General features: G+C 38.2%; 12 protein-coding genes and 1 pseudogene. All 13 read right to left on the reverse strand.

The genetic code is table 11. The features are described 5' to 3' along the window. A pseudogene (locus AC1DSL_RS11595) lies at window positions 1–276 on the reverse strand (hypothetical protein); the annotation flags it as partial. A 39-nt stretch (window positions 277–315) separates the two neighbouring features. Further along, the gene (locus tag AC1DSL_RS11600) at window positions 316–1,290 is read right to left on the reverse strand and encodes an SDR family oxidoreductase (protein WP_477532291.1); all 975 of its coding nucleotides are present in this window, start codon (window positions 1,288–1,290) and stop codon (window positions 316–318) included. Between the two features lies 1 nt (window position 1,291). After that, window positions 1,292–2,674 carry a nucleotide sugar dehydrogenase gene (locus AC1DSL_RS11605; RefSeq protein WP_477532292.1) on the reverse strand — a complete coding sequence of 461 codons (1,383 nt, stop codon included), beginning with the start codon at window positions 2,672–2,674 and terminating at the stop codon, window positions 1,292–1,294. A 19-nt stretch (window positions 2,675–2,693) separates the two neighbouring features. After that, window positions 2,694–3,695: a glycosyltransferase family 2 protein gene (locus tag AC1DSL_RS11610; RefSeq protein ID WP_477532293.1), complete on the reverse strand. Its 1,002-nt coding sequence runs from the start codon at window positions 3,693–3,695 to the stop codon at window positions 2,694–2,696. Between the two features lie 46 nt (window positions 3,696–3,741). Beyond that, window positions 3,742–4,443, reverse strand: coding sequence for a sugar transferase (locus tag AC1DSL_RS11615; RefSeq protein ID WP_477532294.1), 702 nt, complete (start codon window positions 4,441–4,443; stop codon window positions 3,742–3,744). 5 nt (window positions 4,444–4,448) lie between these two features. Beyond that, window positions 4,449–5,576 (reverse strand): DegT/DnrJ/EryC1/StrS family aminotransferase, encoded by a 1,128-nt coding sequence (locus AC1DSL_RS11620; RefSeq protein ID WP_477532295.1) that lies wholly within the window; start codon window positions 5,574–5,576, stop codon window positions 4,449–4,451. 174 nt (window positions 5,577–5,750) lie between these two features. After that, window positions 5,751–6,632, reverse strand: a complete 882-nt coding sequence (galU, locus tag AC1DSL_RS11625; RefSeq protein ID WP_477532296.1) for a UTP--glucose-1-phosphate uridylyltransferase GalU — start codon at window positions 6,630–6,632, stop codon at window positions 5,751–5,753. A 101-nt stretch (window positions 6,633–6,733) separates the two neighbouring features. Further along, entirely contained in the window at window positions 6,734–8,575 is a 1,842-nt protein-coding gene (locus AC1DSL_RS11630) for a polysaccharide biosynthesis protein (RefSeq protein ID WP_477532297.1), read from the reverse strand. A gap of 28 nt (window positions 8,576–8,603) precedes the next feature. Next, on the reverse strand, window positions 8,604–9,374 hold the full coding sequence (locus tag AC1DSL_RS11635; protein WP_477532298.1) for a tyrosine-protein phosphatase: 771 nt from the start codon (window positions 9,372–9,374) through the stop codon (window positions 8,604–8,606). Between the two features lie 153 nt (window positions 9,375–9,527). Next, window positions 9,528–10,223 (reverse strand): CpsD/CapB family tyrosine-protein kinase, encoded by a 696-nt coding sequence (locus AC1DSL_RS11640; protein WP_477532299.1) that lies wholly within the window; start codon window positions 10,221–10,223, stop codon window positions 9,528–9,530. Further along, the gene (locus AC1DSL_RS11645; protein WP_477532300.1) at window positions 10,216–10,962 is read right to left on the reverse strand and encodes a YveK family protein; all 747 of its coding nucleotides are present in this window, start codon (window positions 10,960–10,962) and stop codon (window positions 10,216–10,218) included. The genes AC1DSL_RS11640 and AC1DSL_RS11645 overlap by 8 nt, the downstream gene beginning before the upstream one ends. A gap of 258 nt (window positions 10,963–11,220) precedes the next feature. Next, window positions 11,221–15,006, reverse strand: a complete 3,786-nt coding sequence (locus AC1DSL_RS11650) for a DUF6359 domain-containing protein (protein WP_477532301.1) — start codon at window positions 15,004–15,006, stop codon at window positions 11,221–11,223. A 269-nt stretch (window positions 15,007–15,275) separates the two neighbouring features. Beyond that, window positions 15,276–19,427, reverse strand: a 4,152-nt coding sequence (locus tag AC1DSL_RS11655) for an S-layer homology domain-containing protein (protein ID WP_477532302.1), incomplete at its 5' end; no start/stop codon positions are given.

Consider the following 19,427-nt stretch of genomic DNA (forward strand, 5'->3'; position numbering starts at 1 on the left):
CACAATATCTGCTGCTTCTTTAGGCGCAACGGATGAATGTGCATCTCTTACTCTTAAACAAAGCATATATCTATTAGTGGCATCCCACGGTGATTTATCATAGTATCCAAAAAAATATTCCATCCCATCTTTCGGAGATATTCTCATAATATCCCCTTCGGATTCAATTTTTGGAGATAGTGCATACATAGATAACTGATATGTTCTCTTTATAATCTTTTTTATTCCGGGATATTTATTCAATTGATTATTAATTTTTGCTTCAAAATTACTCATAGTATGTCTCCTAATACATTTCACATTTTTATTAGTTAATTACAAATTCTCCTTGTACCAGTTAATCGATGCTAAAATCCCTCGCTTAAAACTCCAATTAGGATTATATCCGAACATTTCTTGTGCTTTAGATATATCAGCATTACTATGCTTAATATCTCCAGCTCTTTCTGGTCCGAAAATTGGCTTTATGTCTTTTGCTAAAGAGTCACATAACCCATTATAGATATCAATCAAATATTCTTGACCACCACAAGCAATATTATATGCTTGGCCTGCTGCTAATTCAGAAGACTTACAAGCTTTCAAATTAGCCTCAATTACATTTTCAATATATGTAAAGTCTCTGCTTTGATTACCATCTCCATTAATTATTGGTCGTTCACCATTAAGTAATTGTTTAATAAACTTAGGTATTACAGCTGCATATGCGCCATTGGGGTTCTGTCTTCTCCCGAATACATTAAAATACCGAAGTCCTACAGTGTCAAGATTATATAACTTTGTATAGATATGTCCATATTGCTCATTCACCTTTTTGGTAAGTGCGTAAGGTGACATCAATTTACCTTCTCTTCCTTCTTTTTTTGGTAGAGTAGGTTCATCTCCGTAAACTGAGGAACTTGAAGCATATATAAATTTCTTTATACTATTTGTTCTTGATGCCTCTAGCATATTTAAAGTACCTTTTATATTAATTTCTTCATAAAGCAACGGCATTTCTATACTTCTTGGCACACTTCCCCAAGCAGCTTGATGAAGAACATAATCAACACCTTTGCATGCTCTCATACAAGTATCTAAATCACGGATGTCACCCTCAAGAAATTCAAATTTCTTATTATTCAAAAAATCTTCTACATTCTCTTTTTTACCATTTGAAAGGTTATCAAGTCCTCTTACTTGATAACCTAATGAAAGTATTGCTTCTACTAAATTAGATCCAATAAAGCCTGCTGCTCCAGTTATTAAGAATTTTGTATCTTTTGGGAACTCGATGTTTTCATATCCCATCTTATAGCCTCCAATATAAGAAGCCCATTTCTTCTGCTTCTTTCCGACTAAACACTGCTTTAATGTCAATTAACACACAACTACTTGCATTATTTTGTGAACTTGAATCAATTGATGCAGCAACTTCTGTCATTACTTGTTCATCGATGTACTCCACTGAACGAAACATCTTCTTAACATCTTTTAATGATATATCTCTAAATTCATCATGTGGAACTGCAAAGATAACGGCATCCATTTCATTTATGTCTTTCAAATCACAAGGGTTTATTCTATATTCATTCCATAAATCATCTTTATCAGCTATAGGGTCTACTACTTTCACTTCTATTCCGTATTCTTCTAACTCTTTTATTACATCTAATACTTTTGTGTTTCTGACATCTGGGCAGTTCTCTTTAAATGTAACCCCAAAAATGGCGACTTTTGAACCTTTAATTTGTTTGTTTGCTTTTATCATTTTCTTTACTGTACTTTCAGCAACGTATTTACCCATATCATCGTTTATTTTTCTTCCTGAAAGGATAATTTGTGAATAGTAACCCATTTGCTCTGCTTTATATGTTAAATAGTATGGATCAACGCCTATACAATGCCCCCCCACTAATCCAGGGGAGAATTTAAGAAAGTTCCATTTAGTTCCTGCAGCCTCAAGAACGGCTTTTGTGTCAATTTCCATTTTATTAAAAATGATCGATAGTTCATTCATAAAAGCTATATTTATGTCCCGTTGAGCATTCTCTATAACTTTAGCAGCCTCAGCTACTTTAATACTCTCCGCTTCGTATACTCCTGCAATAACAACTAGCTTGTACACTTTTGAAATTATTTCCAAAGTCTCTTTATCCATACCAGAAACTACTTTTATTATAGTTTCAAGTCTATGTTCTTGATCTCCCGGATTAATTCTTTCGGGTGAATAGCCTACTTTAAAATCTTTTCCACACTTTAGACCCGATTCTTTTTCTAAGATTGGAACACAGATATCTTCTGTTACGCCTGGATAAACTGTAGATTCAAATACAACAATTGAACCTTTACTCAAATTTCTACCTAACGTACGACTTGCGGATTCCACTGGTGATAAATCAGGAGTACGATCTTCCTTTACAGGCGTAGGTACAGCTACGATATGAAATTTAGCTTCTTTAAGACTTCTTTCATTATAAGTAAATTCTATAGTCGTGTTTTTAATTACTTCATTCCCTACTTCTTTTGTAGGGTCTATACCCTTTCTGTAAAGCTCAATTTTTTCCTTACTTACATCGAATCCAATAACATCAACCTTATTTGCAAAAKCAACTGCTATTGGCATCCCAACATAACCTAATCCTATTACAGAAATCTTTTCTTGTCTTTTTACTATCTCTTCGTAGTTAATCATATAATTTAACTCCAATTTTTTATTTTTTTGAAAACAATGCCGAAAACGAACCGATTCCATATGACGAGTGCAATATTAAAAATAAGAATGGCATTGAAAGTACATAATAAATTTTCTTTGTTTTCTTAATAKCAAATATTAAACCAAGTATAAAATGGAAACATATAACAGTAAGTAATAATTGCCAAAACCATGCACTTAAAAAGCCTAGGAGAGTACATCCAATAATCCCAGCTACAAAACAAAAAGGTATTAAATGTCTTATCGATAATGCTTTAGAATTTTTCTTAAAGACGATTATGTTCCATTTACCGTTTTGATATCCTTGTTTGGCCATGGACTTAACATTATTCCGCGCAAAGTAAGTTAATACAATAGAGGGATCTAAATAAAACTTACCTCCTACCGCTTTAATTCTTGAGTGTAAATCAATATCTTGATTTCTTTGCAAGGATTCATCAAAAAAACCTACTTTTTCAAATATACTTTTCTTATATAATCCAAATGCAACCGTATCCACATATCCAGCTTTTTTTGAATATCTGAATTTCGAATTACCAACCCCAAATGGGGAAGATAAAACATTAGAAATCGCTTTCCCCTTATTTCTGATAGTATCGGACTTCATACTTCCGCCAACACATACAGCATCCCCAACTCGCAACATAACTTCAACACATTTAGAGATGTAATCAGGTTCTACAAAACTATGGGCATCAATTCTAAAAACATACTCACCATTTGCCTCTTTAAGTCCTAAGTTCCATCCTGATGCAAGTATCTTTTGGGGATTATTTAAATACCTGATTTTCAAGTTGCAATCGTTTTTTTTGTAAATATCCGCTATCTTTTTTACAATCTGAAATGAATCATCTTCAGAATCACCGTCGATAAAAAGGATTTCATATTTGTCTTTTGGATAATCTTGATTAATTAATGAATTAATACTTTTTTCTATATATTCACTTTCATTTCTTGCTACAATAATAGCAGAAACATATGGTATATTTTCATAACCCATAAACTTACCTCATTCCAAAAAAGTTATCGTTTAGAACTATTTCCTATTACCTATTACCTATTAACTCTTCACTCCGTTCAATAGCAGAAAAATACTCCTCAGAGTTTATTTTCTTTTCTCTCAATAAAAAATCACCAAAATCTTCTGAAGTATCCATACCTACTGTACTTATTCCGTCTCTTTTAAATACCTTTACTGCCGTTCTGAAAATTATCTGCCAGTCACCCGTAAATGTAATATTATCAAGATAATCCAGATCAAAAGTTAATTTTTCTTCCCAAGTAACACAGTTTCGTCCATTGATCTGTGCCCACCCTGTGAGACCTGGTAAAATACCGTGTCTCTCTTTTTGTTTTGATGTCATAAACACTAAATCTTTAACAAGTTGTGGTCTTGGCCCTACAAACGCCATATCTCCTTTAAGTATATTAAAAAGTTCTGGTAACTCATCAAGTGATGTTGATCTTAAGAACTTCCCAAAACCCGTTAATCTAACACTATCCGGAAGTAACTCCCCATTCTTATCTTTCTTCTCTGTCATCGTCCTAAACTTATACATCGTAAAAATTACTTCATTAAATCCAGGTCTTTTTTGTCTAAATATAATTGGACTTCCAAGCTTTGTTCTTACAAGTATTGCAACTATTAGAAACAATGGACTAAACACGATAATAGCAACGATAGACAATAATAAATCCAATGGTCTTTTTAGATATCTTCTATACAATTCACCGTTAACATCTTTCATTGCTCTCACCATAATTCTTTAATAATTTTTATAATTCTTTTTAAATCAGCATCTGTCATCTTGGTATCAGAAGGTAAACACACACCATTCTCAAACAATTTCTCTGCTACATCCGTTCCAATAAAATCATATTTCTCGAAATAAGGCTGTATATGCATTGGCTTCCAAATTGGTCTTGACTCTATATTTTCTTTTTCAAGAGCTTCCATAATTTCTAAAGGTCTAATCTTGCCATATAACACCATTGAACTTAACCAATAGTTCGGGTCATCCCATTCATTGCTTGGCATAAATATTATTCCATCAAGATTATTAAGTTCTTTCTTATAAAAATCAAATATATATTTCTTCTTCTTAACTCTTTGGTCTAGTATCTTCAGCTGCCCTCGGCCAATCCCAGCTACTACATTACTCATACGGTAATTGAATCCTAATTCACTATGCTGATAGTGTCTTGCCTGATCCCTACTTTGAGTTGCCCAAAATCTTGCCTTAGAAATTCTTTCTTCATTATTGGAAACCAGCATTCCACCACCTGAAGTAGTGATGATTTTATTACCATTAAAAGAGAAAACCCCATAATCACCAAAAGTGCCTGTATGCTTTCCTTTATAGTAAGTGCCTAAACTCTCTGCAGCATCTTCAATTAGTGCAACATTGTGTTTTTTACATAGCTCTACTATTTTATCCATGTCTGCAGATAAACCATAAAGATGTACCACTATAACTGCCTTTACTTTGGGATACTTTTCAAAAGCCTCTTTCAATGCTTTAGGACTCATATTCCAAGTTTCATAATCGCTATCAATAAATACAGGAATAGCATTTTGATAGATAATTGGATTAGCTGTTGCTGAGAACGTAAGTGTTGGACAAAATACAATGTCCCCTTCTCCTACTCCTGCTGCTATTAAGGCTAAATGGATTGCCCCAGTACCAGAAGACAGTGCCGCAGCTGCGTTAGTACCCACCCTATTTGCAAGTTCTTTTTCAAATTCATTCACATTTTCACCAAGCGGTGCAATCCAGTTTGTTTCAAAAGCTTCCTTAACATATTGCATTTCATATCCCTCATCACTCATGTGAGGTGATGATAGGAAAATTCTTTCTGATTTTGTTAGTCTTTCTGCCATTTTTGGACTTCCTTCCTAAGGTAAGTTGTATCAATTTTTTAGTTACTTAGTACTTGATTGGCAATTCATCGTTTTCCACCCAACCAACTACGAAATTACTAAAGCAATTTCTAGCTTCCCCGTTAAATCATAAAGTCCATTATTTAATCGGGGGCTATTATTCAATACCAATATCTATTTAAGGACTCTCTTACTTTCTATTATCTGCTCAAGATACTCAACCAGCTCATTTCTCAATTCCTCATGCTGTAAAGCAAACTCAATAGTAGTCTTAACAAATCCTATCTTCTCCCCAACATCATAACGCTTACCCTCAAAATCATAAGCAAACACTCGTTGAACCTGATTTAGCTGTTCAATAGCATCGGTCAACTGGATTTCTCCACCCGCCCCTGCTCCTTGTTTCTCAAGGAAAGTAAAAATTTCAGGAGTTAAAATATATCGTCCCATTATTGCAAGATTTGACGGTGCCGTTCCCATTGGTGGTTTCTCGACAAAATTATCGACTTTATAAAGTCTTCCATCTCTTTCAAGAGGTGCAATAATCCCGTAACGATTCGTTTCACTATCAGGTACTTGTTGGACACCAATGACAGAAGCACCAGTTTCATCATATTGATTGATTAATTGTCGTAAACATGGTGTCTCAGCTTGTACTATGTCATCTCCCAATAGAACTGCAAAAGGTTCATCACCTATAAATTTTTTCGCACATAGTACAGCATGTCCCAGTCCAAGTGGTTCTTTTTGACGGATGAAATGAATCTCGACTTTAGAACTTTCTCTTACTTTTTCGAGTAATTCGAACTTCTCTTTACGAATCAAGTTTTCTTCCAATTCAAACGCATGATCAAAATGATCTTCAATCGCACGTTTTCCTTTACCTGTAACAATAATGATGTCTTCAACCCCTGAAGCAATAGCTTCTTCGACAATATATTGAATGGTCGGTTTATCAACAATTGGCAGCATTTCTTTCGGCATCGCCTTAGTTGCTGGCAAGAAACGTGTTCCTAAACCTGCGGCTGGTATGATTGCTTTTCTGACTTTCTTCATATTATATATACCTCACAATAATCGTATTATTTATCAAAAATCAGCTCTTGGTGATTTTTCCAATTAATAGTCAAAATAAAAGGGCGTTTCTCACGCCCAATTCATCCGACTTCATTCAACATTTGAAGAGTCTTAACCTCAACATTCCTTCGATTTGCAACCCCAACCAAAGTATCCTTCAACTCTGATCCTGCAAGTGTTGGAATCTTATCCAACAAGGAAAAAAGCTCATGCTTCGTAATCGGCGTTGCCTTCCCAATATAAATCTTCGGAAACACAACGTCGCTCTGACGTTCGCTTTCATTCATCAACTCTTCGAAAAGCTTCTCTCCGGGTCTAATTCCAGTCTCTTTAACTTCGATTTCACCATCGGAATAACCAGAAAGTCGAATCAAGTTCTTTGCTAGATCCACTATCTTAACTGGCTCGCCCATATCCAGTACGAATACTTCCCCACCATTGGCAAGAGTTCCAGCTTGAATCACAAGTCTCGATGCTTCTGGAATCGTCATGAAGTAACGAGTCATACGTGCGTCAGTTATAGTTACAGGACCACCTTTTGCAATTTGATTCTTAAATAGAGGGACCACACTACCACGAGAACCCAAAACATTCCCAAATCGTACTGCTGCGAACTTCGTCTTACTATCTTTCGCAAGATTCTGAATAATCATTTCCGCAAAACGTTTCGTCGCACCCATCACGTTAGGTGGGTTAACCGCTTTATCAGTCGAAACTAATACAAAGTTACTTACTCCAAAAGTGTCTGCCGCTTCCGCAACATTCTTCGTACCGAAGATATTGTTCTTAACAGCTTCCATCGGATTGTATTCCATCAACGGCACATGCTTATGTGCAGCAGCATGGTATATCACATCTGGTCTATACTCATCTACAAGGTCGAAGATTCTCGCACGATCTTGCACGTCAGCAATGATTGGACGAATATCTGTCCCTGTGCCTGCGATATTTTGTAGTTCTTGATCAATCAAGTAAATCGAGTTCTCTCCATGCCCTAACAAAATCAATTGTTTTGGACTGAATCGCATAACTTGTCGGCAAATCTCTGATCCTATGGAACCGCCCGCTCCAGTAACCAAGATTGTTTTGCCAGTAATGTTCTCAGAGATCACTTTCATATCCAGCTGAACTTCTTCTCGTCCTAGTAAATCCTCGATTTTCACATCGCGTATTTCGTTGACTGAAACTTTACCAGTCATCAAGTCTTCAATACGTGGAATCTGCTGTGTTTTAGCGCCCGACGCCACACAAACTTGAAGAATATCAACCATTTCATGTTTTGATAATGATGGAATCGCGAGTACAATATTTTCTACATTATGTTTTTTTACTATTGCTGGAATGTCTTTTATGTATCCTAGTACTTTAATCCCGTAAATCTCCAAGTTTTGTTTGGTGTGTTGGTCATCTACATAACCAACTGGAATTAGTTCAGCATCATGACTGTGCATCAACTGACGGGTAACCATTGTTCCAGCTGCACCCGCTCCGACTATTAACGTTCGTTTTCTTACATCGGTCTTTTCAAATCTGAATCTAGAGTCGGCATAAAGCCTCCAGGAAAATCTGGATCCTCCGATTAAAAACACATGCAGCATCCACGTTAGTGCCAAAACTCGCCAGTAGATGTTTTGTTGTAAGGCATATTGAATGACCATAACTGTTAAGATTGTATAAGTAACAGCACGCACGATGGATAAAACTTCTCCCACCGATGCGTACGTCCATACTTTTCGGTATAAGCCTAAACGCCAGGAAAAAAAGTGGTGGGCAAGGAAAATGGTAAGCGAACTGACAACAAGCATATCATTGTGAAATATGTCCAAATAAGGATGTAGGACGAAATAACATGCATAAATCGAGAAAAGTACGATGATTGAATCTAGAAGAATCAATAAATAGGTACGTTTATGAATAGTCATCGTCGCTACCTCCTTTTGAATGAGTTGATTAAACAAGACCGAACAGCTTCTTTCGTTGTTGAATTCGTTCTGGCGCTAATTTCCGCATCGAACGTCCAAGCAGTACATCTTCTGCTTGAAGATTTACCAGCTTCACCATATCTGAGCCAAGTTTTTTATCGAGCTTGTCCATCGCTTGTTTCCAGACACATGCACGATTTGTGATGTTATGAGCATCGGTTGCTACAAAGTGGGCGAGTTGGTGTTCAAGCATATTCAAACTCAATTTCTGTGTTTTCTTACCGAACATACCGGCTACGCTTGCTGCCGTCACTTGAGATAAAGCACCGTTTTTAATCAAGCGGTATAGCTTGTCCGAGTTTTCGGCAATTTCCGCATTTCGTTCAGGATGAGCGATGATTGGTGTGTAGCCATTAACGAGCAAGTCATAGAATAATTGCTCCGTATATTTAGGTATATTAGATGAAGGAAATTCAACCAATACATACTCTGAATCATTTAAAGTAAGCAATTCTTCTCCTCGGTTGAAGATGTCGACCATTTCACCAAATAAGCGAATTTCCTGGCCAGCGTATAGATCCAGCTGGATGTTCTGTCTATTTAATTCAGCTTTCACTTCTTGAACTTTAGAAAGAACGTCTTTTTTGTCATTTGTAAAGCTGGGGTGTCTATGATGCGGAGTCGCTATTATCGATGTAATGCCTTCCGCAACCGCTTGCTTCGCCATTTCGACACTGTCTGATAAGTTTTTCGACCCATCATCCAGACCCCATAGAATATGTGAATGAATATCAATCATCTAAATCCCCACTTTTCCCTTTTTATTAGTCCTTATTACCCTAACAACGCAACTATATTCATATATTAGCACGATAAAGTCACTATTAACAGGGGATTAACAGTGAATAAATTGTCGAAACGATAGGTAAATAGACTCTATTTTCAAAAGGAATCAATCGTTATGGCCATAATAATAATAATACTGTGAATCCTTTGCTTTTTTCATATTGAGCACAGCTCCAATCGTCTTGCCTTTAGCGGAATCCAATAGGTCTTTGGCTTTACGCGCAGCTTCATGTTCCGTCTTCCCACTACAGATAACCAAAATCGAACCATCGACTTTGTTCGACAAAATTTGTGCATCAGCAACAGCTAATACAGGAGGTGTGTCAAATAAAACTAAATCGAATTCCGTTTTCGTCTTTTCAATAAATTGCGACATTGCCTCAGATCCCAGCAATTCTGCCGGGTTAGGAGGAATCGGACCACATGTCAAAATAGATAAGTGTTCCACTTCTGTCTTTTGTACCGCTTCAGCCAATGTCGTTTGTTTAGTCAGGACGTTCGTCAATCCTCTGACGTTTTTCAAATTGAACGTATAATGCACGGTTGGTTTACGTAAATCGGTATCGACAAATAATACTTTCTTTCCTTGTTGGGCAAATGTAATCGCAAGATTGGCTACAGTGGTTGACTTGCCTTCTGCCGGACTTGAAGACGTTACTAAAATCGTTTTGTATTCTGTATCAATGGAAGAGAATTCAATGTTGGTACGTAACGTTCGGTATTGTTCTGTGATGGGCGAACGTGGACTGTCAATAGTAATTAATCGGCGTTCCATTTCTATCGCACGTCTTTTCTTAGCCATTGTTAATCTCTCCTTCTGGTTTCAGCTTCTGTTGCACTTTATTCATCTTGTCTTGCTCTTTTTTCTCCATAGAAGAAATGGAGCCAATGACAGAAAGACCTAGCAAAGTTTCAATCTCTTGTTCGGTTTTGATTGTATTGTCCAGGTACTCAAGTAGGAACGCCAAACCAACACCTAGCATCAAACCAACAACCATGGCAATTGCCATATTCAACATTTTGTTTGGTTTAATCGGAATCTGTGTGTCTGTTGCAGTTGCTTTTGCTAGAATACTAACGTTGTTGACGTTCATAATATCCATGATTTCACGTTGGAACACACTTGCCGTTGTATTGGCAATATCACGGGCAACGAACTGGTCTGGATCTTGAACCGTAATCGTCAATACTTGCGATTCACCTACCGCAGAGACGGTGATTTTCGAGTTCAAGTCTTCAGTAGTTAGTGTTTCAAGTGCCAGATCTTTGCGGACGATATCCAAAATCGCCGGGCTCTTGATAATGACGTTGTATGTATTAATCAATTGTAAGTTTGTTTGAATCTCACTGACATTTAATATCGGCGCTTCTGTTTTCTCTTGATTGACTAATAGTTGTGTAGATGCTTGATAGATAGGTGTAACAAAAAAGTAACTAACAATTCCGCTGATAAGGGTCGCGAGAATAGTTAGTGATAGGATTAACAGCATTCGTTTTTTTAACGTTTGAAATAATTCTTGTAAACTGATTGTTTCTTCCATAGTTCAAAAGACCTCCATCGGTACAATAAGTATACATATTATAGCACATAGATATGTCGTCGAATTGTCTTGTTTTGTCGAATCATGTTAGGTAATCAGTATCAAAAGGCTTGCATTTACTTTGCGAACCATAAAATTAAGTAAGGAGTCTTGAATGTTGAATCTACCTATTATGACTTTTCTACCACTCCATGACTTTGGATATAGATTTATATGAAAAACCCACCCAAGCTTCACTTGGGTGGGTTTAGAATGTGATTACTTAATATGTTTGAATTTCCACTTCTCCGATTTGTTGTCGTAGTAAGCTACTTCAATATCTAGCTTCTTACCTTTAGTTGTCGTGATGAAGAAGTAGTCTTTAAATCCGTTCGTGATTTGATTGCCTTCTGTATCAGTGAAGGACATATCATTTAATTTCAAGTTTTCTTCTTGTTGACCATGATGTTTCTCATGGCCTTTACCTTTTCCTTGGTGATTGTCATGACCGTTACCATTGTCTGGGTGGTTGTCATGTCCTTTTGGCAAATGATATTCCAGGGTCAATGAAAATGCGCCAGATTTAGCCAACACGTCAAAGTTCATTGTTGTGATGGTGAATGATGACCCATTAACCAGTTTCAAGATGACTGGTTTGTTTACTGCATCGATCTTCTCCACAGCATCCTCGGTGAATCGAATCTCGACTTTTCCATCGATATGCGGTGCAGTTACTTCTATGAAGATGACTGGTTTCGTTGTATCGACATCGTCTGCCGAGACGATTTCAACACCGTCTTCAGTTGCTGGCACTGTAACGTTGATTGTTACTTTGTTTTCTCCGACTGTCGCCGTGATTGTCGTCGAGCCAGCAGCTTTTGCTGTAATTAATCCTTTTTCRACTGAGATTACGTCTGTATCGTAGCCACTGTATGTTGCTGTAGCCGTTACATCTTCATCAGTAGAAGTTTCATCCGCTTTAGTAGTTGTTTCTGTTACTTTCAGTTGTTCTGTTGCACCAACTTCAAGTTCAACCGTAGATTTATTTACCTTCAATGTTTTCACGTCTGGTACTTCGTCTTTTAAATCTACTTGAATCAATAGTGGGTCATGGTCAGATGCGCGACCGTGAATGTCCATATAGTTTGCATTGATGTGAATCATATCAACTAAAGCCGTATCAGCTATGTTGTTTGTAACTAACACATGGTCAAGTACTTGGTTGTTTCCTTGGTAGTAATAAGAGAAACGATCGCCAGCTGGTACTTTTTCCACCATGTTTGTCAAAATGCCACCTTTAAGTGCTGCAAGTGTTGGTGTGAATTCGAAATCATTCATGTCACCAGCCACGATTACTTTCAGGTTCGGATCTTGTGCTTGTCCTTTTTTGATAAATTCATTGATCATAGTTGCAAGTTCGATACGTTCTGCTTCAGAACCTAAGAATGGAGGTTGGTTTTTACCGAATAACGGTTGGTCTCCACCTTTTGAGTTTAAGTGAGCGCCAATTACGACTACTTTCTCCCCTTGGAACTCGAACTGAGCTGCCAATGGTTTACGTGTGTTTGCTTGTGGCAAGTCAAGGATACGACCAGGGTTTTTAGAAAGTTCTCCATCTACCCATGTTACCGCTTCAGTTGAACCACCTTTCGTTCCTGCTACAAGTGATACACGGTTCGGATTGTATAAGTAACCAACGCGAATGTTCCCGCCTGGTTGTCCACCATCTTGATTGTATTCAGGTGCGATGTCAGTCCATTCATACACTGGACCTCCTGCCGCTACTATCGCTGCAATCAGACGTTCATAGCTTTCTGTCGCGTCTGCATTGTTTGAAGCTGTTGCCCCATCATTATCTTGAACTTCTACAAGAGTAATAATGTCAGGAGATTTCATGTTCTCAACGAACGATTTTGCGATTTTCTCCACTTTTTCATCCGGAGTTTGTTCAATATTATTAGAGAAGTTCTCAACGTTGTAAGAAGCAACGTTCAATTTATCTTCCGCTGGTTTGATATCTGTGATTGTCACTGGTTTTTCAACGCGTGTGATTTGTGGAAGTGTGTTTTCTTTCGTCCACAGTTTGTAGTTACCGAAGCCGAAGCCCATAACGCCAACAATGTTGCCAGTATAGTAGTCGCCAGATTTTGCGTCGTATGATTCGTTATCGAAGTCTACGATGACGCGTTCTGGGTTGTAGTCAGTAGCAGAAATATTGATTCCGCCAAGTACGTTGAATACAGTTTTTGTAGAGCTTCCTGCTACAACCACCACTTCACCGTATTTTTGCGGTCCAACTACTTTCGCATTTGGAACTGCTAGACGCATTAATTCAACAGATTCCCAGAAATCAATACCGTCTTCAGCTGGATCGAATGAAGTCAATCCGTCGTTGTCGATGATTTCCGTTGCTGGGAAGATGTCTTCACCGATTACTAATGGTGCTGGAAGTTCATGTGTTCCGTTTGCTACTGCAGCAGTTGCTCTGATACGAGTAACTGGTAAATCATTTGTTTTCATATCTGAATAGCCTTCGTAATACCATTCTTCAACTGTTCCTGCAACGGTAATCAAGTCACCGACTTTAAGGCCATTTGAAGTTTTGTTTACGATGATTGCTTCAGATGTTGTGTTATCATCATCCGGATTTACATCCTGAATAACAAAGTTAGCCGAGTTGTAAAGGTGAGTAACAACCCCAGTGATTTCTTTGACGGTAGCCCCTTGGTAATCCGAGTAATGACCTTCACCTTGAATGTCACGGATTTGGAGGTTGCCCACTTTCAATACGTTGTAAGTGAATGAGAAGACTTCAGAAGTTGTGTCACTTACTGCGATTGCTTTGATTGTTGTGTCTTTCGTTAATTCGATTGGAGCAGTGTATTGTGTACTTGCAGACGTCGGTGTTGAACCATCTATTGTATAGTAGATTGTCGCACCTTCGATTGGTGAAATTAAAGAGATTTTTGTACCTGCAGACACTGTTCCTGGGAATACATCTGTGTAAACAGCAGGTTTGTTCACTAGGTCAAAGCTTTCAAGTCCTAATGTTTTCACTTGGTATGTTGTGTTGAATTTAGAAGCAATACCTGAAATGTTTACAAGATCGCCTGCTTTATAGCGTTTGATGAATTCATCGTAAGCCAATCCGTTGCGGTTATCGTTACGGATGACCACTGATTCACCATTTTCATATGTAGCTGTGAATTCGAATGTTCCGAAGTCATTTGATTTTACTAAGTTCGTAATCTTTACGTTGTTTAATAGAATGCGTTCACTTTGTGTTTCTTCATTTACGCCTACAGGTGTGATTTCCTGTGTTGCTGGCAATTCATTGCCTGAAGAGATCTTCGTGATTTTCGGTTGTTCCATTTGAAGTTCGCCGCCATAGACGGTTACTTTTCCTTCTAGTTCAACTTTGTCACCAGGAGAGACATCTGCTGTAGAAGAGAAGATGTATAGTCCAGCTGTACTGTCCTGAACATAGAACGCTTTACCACCCCAGTATCCAGTACCAGTAGTAACTGTTCCTTGTACTTTGATTAATTTATCCGATCCCACTTCTGTACGAGCAGCAGCAAGGTTCTCTTTCAGTTCCGCTTCAGACGGAGGTGGTTCTACTCCACCATCCAGGAAGCTCATTGCATTAACAGCACTAATACCAGGTACCGAGAAGTAAGCACCTAAAGTACCTGTAATTTCAACTTTTTTCCCTTGATTAGCTGGGTTCGTCAACATTCCAAATTGTGCACGGAAGTTCGTAGCTAAACGGACGGGAATCATTTTCTTTATATCAGTTTCATTTGGAGAATCCGCAATCACAACATTTGTGTCTGCAGGAAATGGCGCTGTAAAATCCACACTTGTCGTGCTGTTCATATAGCCCACGATATATCCATGGACCGTTGCAGAACCTGTATTATTTGCGATTGCATCGGCAACCGTTATCGGTTCCGCCGCTTGGGCACTTGGTGCTGTGATAAATGGTCCAACCATTGAGATCACTAGTAAGAATGCTAGTAGAATCTTACTGAAAGTATGTCTAAAAATGCCTTCTTTCGTCATCCATTTCACTCCTCAAAGAGAATTTATTGTAATTCCCCTAGATTATAGCAAAGGATTGTTATTATTTTCTTAATTGTTTGTAAGTGTTGTTAAGAAAACCCAAAAACAGTCAGTAAGTCTATTTAGTTGGAAGGAAAATGGTTTTTAACTAATACGAAGTTTCCATACGAATATACCTATAATATCAGGGTGGGTTTATGCTTCTTTTAATAGAAGAAGTTTCGTTGCAAACAAAAAGAGCCAACCACAAGGGCTGACTCAATTGTTTATTAAAATTCATTCAGTTTGTCTAATGCACGATATAGCATAACTGCCGCTTCCGCACGTGATGCATTCGCTTTTGGATCAAATTTGTTTCCAGCACGGCCATTTACAATACCTAGTCCTACAGCTTGTTTGATGGATACTTTCGCGAAGTCTCCAACTGCTTTTTCATCCGCAAATATTTTCGATGTGTCTACATCTTTCAATAGATTCGCATCTTTGTATTTCACTGCGCGTACAATCATCGTTGCGATTTCTTCACGTGTGATTAACGCATCTGGATCGAACGAGTCTGTCGTCTTGCCATTTACGATACCTGCACGGTGAGCCGCTTCAATTCCTGCATACGCCCATTCCTTGCTTGTTGTTACATCTTTAAATGTCCCTTTGTACTCTTCCATTGGAAGATTCAGAGAGCGAGCAATCAACACGGCGAATTCAGCACGTGTTACTTTGCCTTCAGGGTTAAATGTCGTATCTGTTTTCCCGCTTGTAATTGCGCGAGAAGCCAACACTTCAATTTGATCCTGTGCCCAGTATTTTTGGATATCCGAGAATGTTTTGTTGTTTTCTACAACAACGAATTTCGAGAAGTGGTTTGTCTTGAAGACAAATTGACCATTTCCGTACGTTCCACTTACGTAATCCAACCCATTTGTTGATTCGTTCACGTAGTAAGCAGCAACTTTTCGTGGGTCTTTAATTGCTGCAGCTACAGGAACTGTTACTTCAACTGGTGTTGAGAATGTAGTTACTTTAGTTGTGTTACCATTTTTGACTGTTGTGATTGTAAATTCAAACGTCGCAGATACCGCTCCGTTTACGTCAGTCGATTTAGCCATTTTCACAGAAACCGTCATACTTTCAGGATTGCCGGCTGCAATTTTTTTCAATACTTCATTTGGTACAACTACTTCTGTATTACCAGAAGCAATCACCAATGGTTTAGAAGATTGAGCAATTGTTTGCAACGAACCTGTTGGTACTTTTGCACTTACTTCAGGTTGAGTATCTGTTAGAGCTGGTACTGCTACTTTAATTTCTGTAACTGCAGGATCATTCGCTTGATTTGATACTGCGTTTCCATCCACAGTTACATGACCAGGGTTTGTTGGTGTTACTGGTGGTTGTGGCGGGCTTGTTACCGACACCAATACTTTCACCGTGTTTTTGCCTACTGTTACGTTAATTTCTGTTTGGCCAACACCTTTTGCAGTGATGACGCCCTTGTTTACGTTGATGATGTTTGTGTTATAGCCACTGTAAGTAGCTGTTGCTGTTACGTCAACTTGTGTAGATGTGTTATCTGCTTTAGTTGTCGTTTCAGTAACAACCAGTGTTTCTGATTGACCATACATGAATTGTACGTTTGCTTTGTTAACAGATAGTGTTTTCACGTCTGGTACTGGTATTGCAGTTACTGTTACTTTTACAGTTTTTGAGTTGTCGCCAACTGTTATTGTAATGTTTGTTGTGCCAACAGCTTTAGCCGTGATCAAGCCATTTACAACTGAGATCACGCTTGTGTCGTGACCACTGTATGTTGCAGTATTTGTTACATCTGCAACAGTAGAAGTTTCGTCAGCTTTTGTAGTTGTTTCTGTTACTTTTAATTGATCAGTTTTGCCTACTTCTAGGGTAACTGAATCTTTGTCCACTGATAATGTTTTCACATCTGGAACTGGTACTGCTGTTACTGTTACATTTACCGTTTCAGTGWTKTTACCARCAGTRATCGTGATTGTTGTGGTACCTGCTGCTTTAGCTGTGATTAAACCAGCTTCTACAGAKATTACGYTGCTGTCAGATACTGTGTATGTTGCAGATGCTGTTACGTCTTTKTTAGTWGAAGAACCGTCGGCTTTAGTTGTTKTTTCTGTTACAACTAATTGYTCAGTGTCTCCTACTTCAACAGAAACATCGTTTTTGTTTACATCTAAAGTTACTWCGTCTGGAACAGCTACTGGATCTTTCAAATCCACTTGAACCAAAATCGGATCATGGTCAGATGCACGACCGTGTTCTTCCATGAAGTTTGCGTTGATGTGAATCATGTCAATTAAAGTATTAGCTGATAAGTTGTTTGTTACTAACATGTGGTCAAGTACCTGGTTGTTCCCTTGGTAGTAATAAGAGAAACGTTCGCCAGCTGGTACTTTTTCTACCATGTTAGTTAAGATATTGCCTTTAAGTGCTGTAAGAGTTGGTGTGAATTCGAAATCATTCATATCACCCGCAACGATTACTTTAAGGTCTGGATTCTGTTCTTGTCCTTTTTTAATGAACGCGTTGATATTTGTAGCTAGCCCGATACGTTCTGCTTCAGACCCTAGGAATGGAGGTTGGTTTTTACCGAATAACGGTTGGTCTCCACCTTTAGAGTTTAAGTGAGCGCCGATTACGACTACTTGTTCACCTTGGAACTCAAATTGGGCTGCGATTGGTTTACGAGTGTTCGGTTGTGGAATGTCCAGGATGCGTCCAGGGTTTTTAGAAAGTTCACCATCTACCCATTTTACCGCTTCTGTAGATCCACCTTTTGTTCCTTCAGATAATGTTACACGCTGAGGGTTGTATAGGTAACCAACACGGATGTTACCACCTGGTGCCCCACCGTCTTGATTGTATTCTGGAGCAATGTCAGTCCAATTGTATTTAGGACCTCCTGCAGCAACGATTGCTGCGATTAAACGTTCATAACTTTGTGAAGCGTCTGTATTGCCTGAAGCTGTTTCACCATCATTATCTTGAACTTCTACTAATGTGATAATGTCAGGAGATTTCATGTTTTCAACAAATGACTTCGCAATTTTAACCACTTTTTCGTTTGGTGTGTTTGCCGTATTATTCGAGAAATTCTCTACGTTATATGCAGCAACGTTTAGTTTATCTTCTGCGAATGCAATTTCCGTTACTTCTTTGATTATTGGAGCTTCTACTAATGTTGGTAATGCAGCCACAGTTGTCATGATGCGGAAGTTTCCGAATTCGTAACTTACTGGACCTGTGATTGTGCCGTTGAATACATCCCCTGATTTAGCTTTGAATGATACAGAGTTCATATCAACTGTGATACGTTCCGGGTTATAGTCGTTAGCAGAGATATTGATTCCGCCAAATTTATTGAACGTTGTTTTACCACCGTTGTCAGTAGCCACGATGACTTCACCGTATTTTTGTGGTCCAACAACTTTTGCATCTTTAACTGAAACTAGCATACCTTCGATAGATTCCCAGAAGTCGATTCCGTCTTCTGCTGGATCGAATGAAGTTAATTTGTCGTTATCGATAACTTCTGTTGGTGGTGAAAGTTCTTCCCATTTAAGTGCTGCTGGAACTGGTGCTGTACCTAAGTCGTCAATGTTCGTGCTTGAAATTTCTGTTGTTGATAAATCAACAGATTTCATGTCAGAGTAACCAGCAATGAAGAATTCAGTCACTTTTCCGTCAACCGATACTCGATCGCCCGGCACAAATGCGTGCGCTTTACTGTATACAAGAATCGCGTCAGAAGTAGCAGGATCGCTGTCTGGTGTTAGATCTTGCATGAAGAAGTTGTTGTTATCAAGTTTGTAAGTTACTACACCTTCGATATCAACTACTTGCTGATCAGTGTATGGTGATTTGTGCTGTTTGCCTTGGATGTCCGAAATTTGCACACCAGTAGATTTGATTACTTGGTATTCAAACGAGAATACTTCAGAAGTTTCGTTGCCTGATACCGCCAATGCTTTGATAGTTGTGTTTTCTGTCACATTAATTGGTGCTGAGTATACATCACTTGAAGTTGTTGGAGTCGAACCATTTACTGTGTAGTAGATTGTCGCATCTGCCCAACCACTTGCAAGAGTGATTTTTGTGTTTTCAGTTACGAAACCTGGGAATACATTAACGTATACTGCTGGTTTGTTTACTAGGTCAAAACTTTCTGCACCCAGTGCTTTAACTTGGTATACATCGTTAAATTTAGAAGCTATACCTGAAACATGAACAAGATCGCCTTCATTATAATATTGAATGAAGTTATCATACGTCATGCCCGTACGATTATCGTTACGAACGATTACTGATTTTCCTTCTCCGTCGACAGCAGAGAATTCAAATGTCCCGTAATCATCTTTTTTCGCTAAGCCAGTAATTGTTACTTTGTTTAATTG

The organism is Paenisporosarcina sp. P4_D4 (assembly GCF_056401835.1).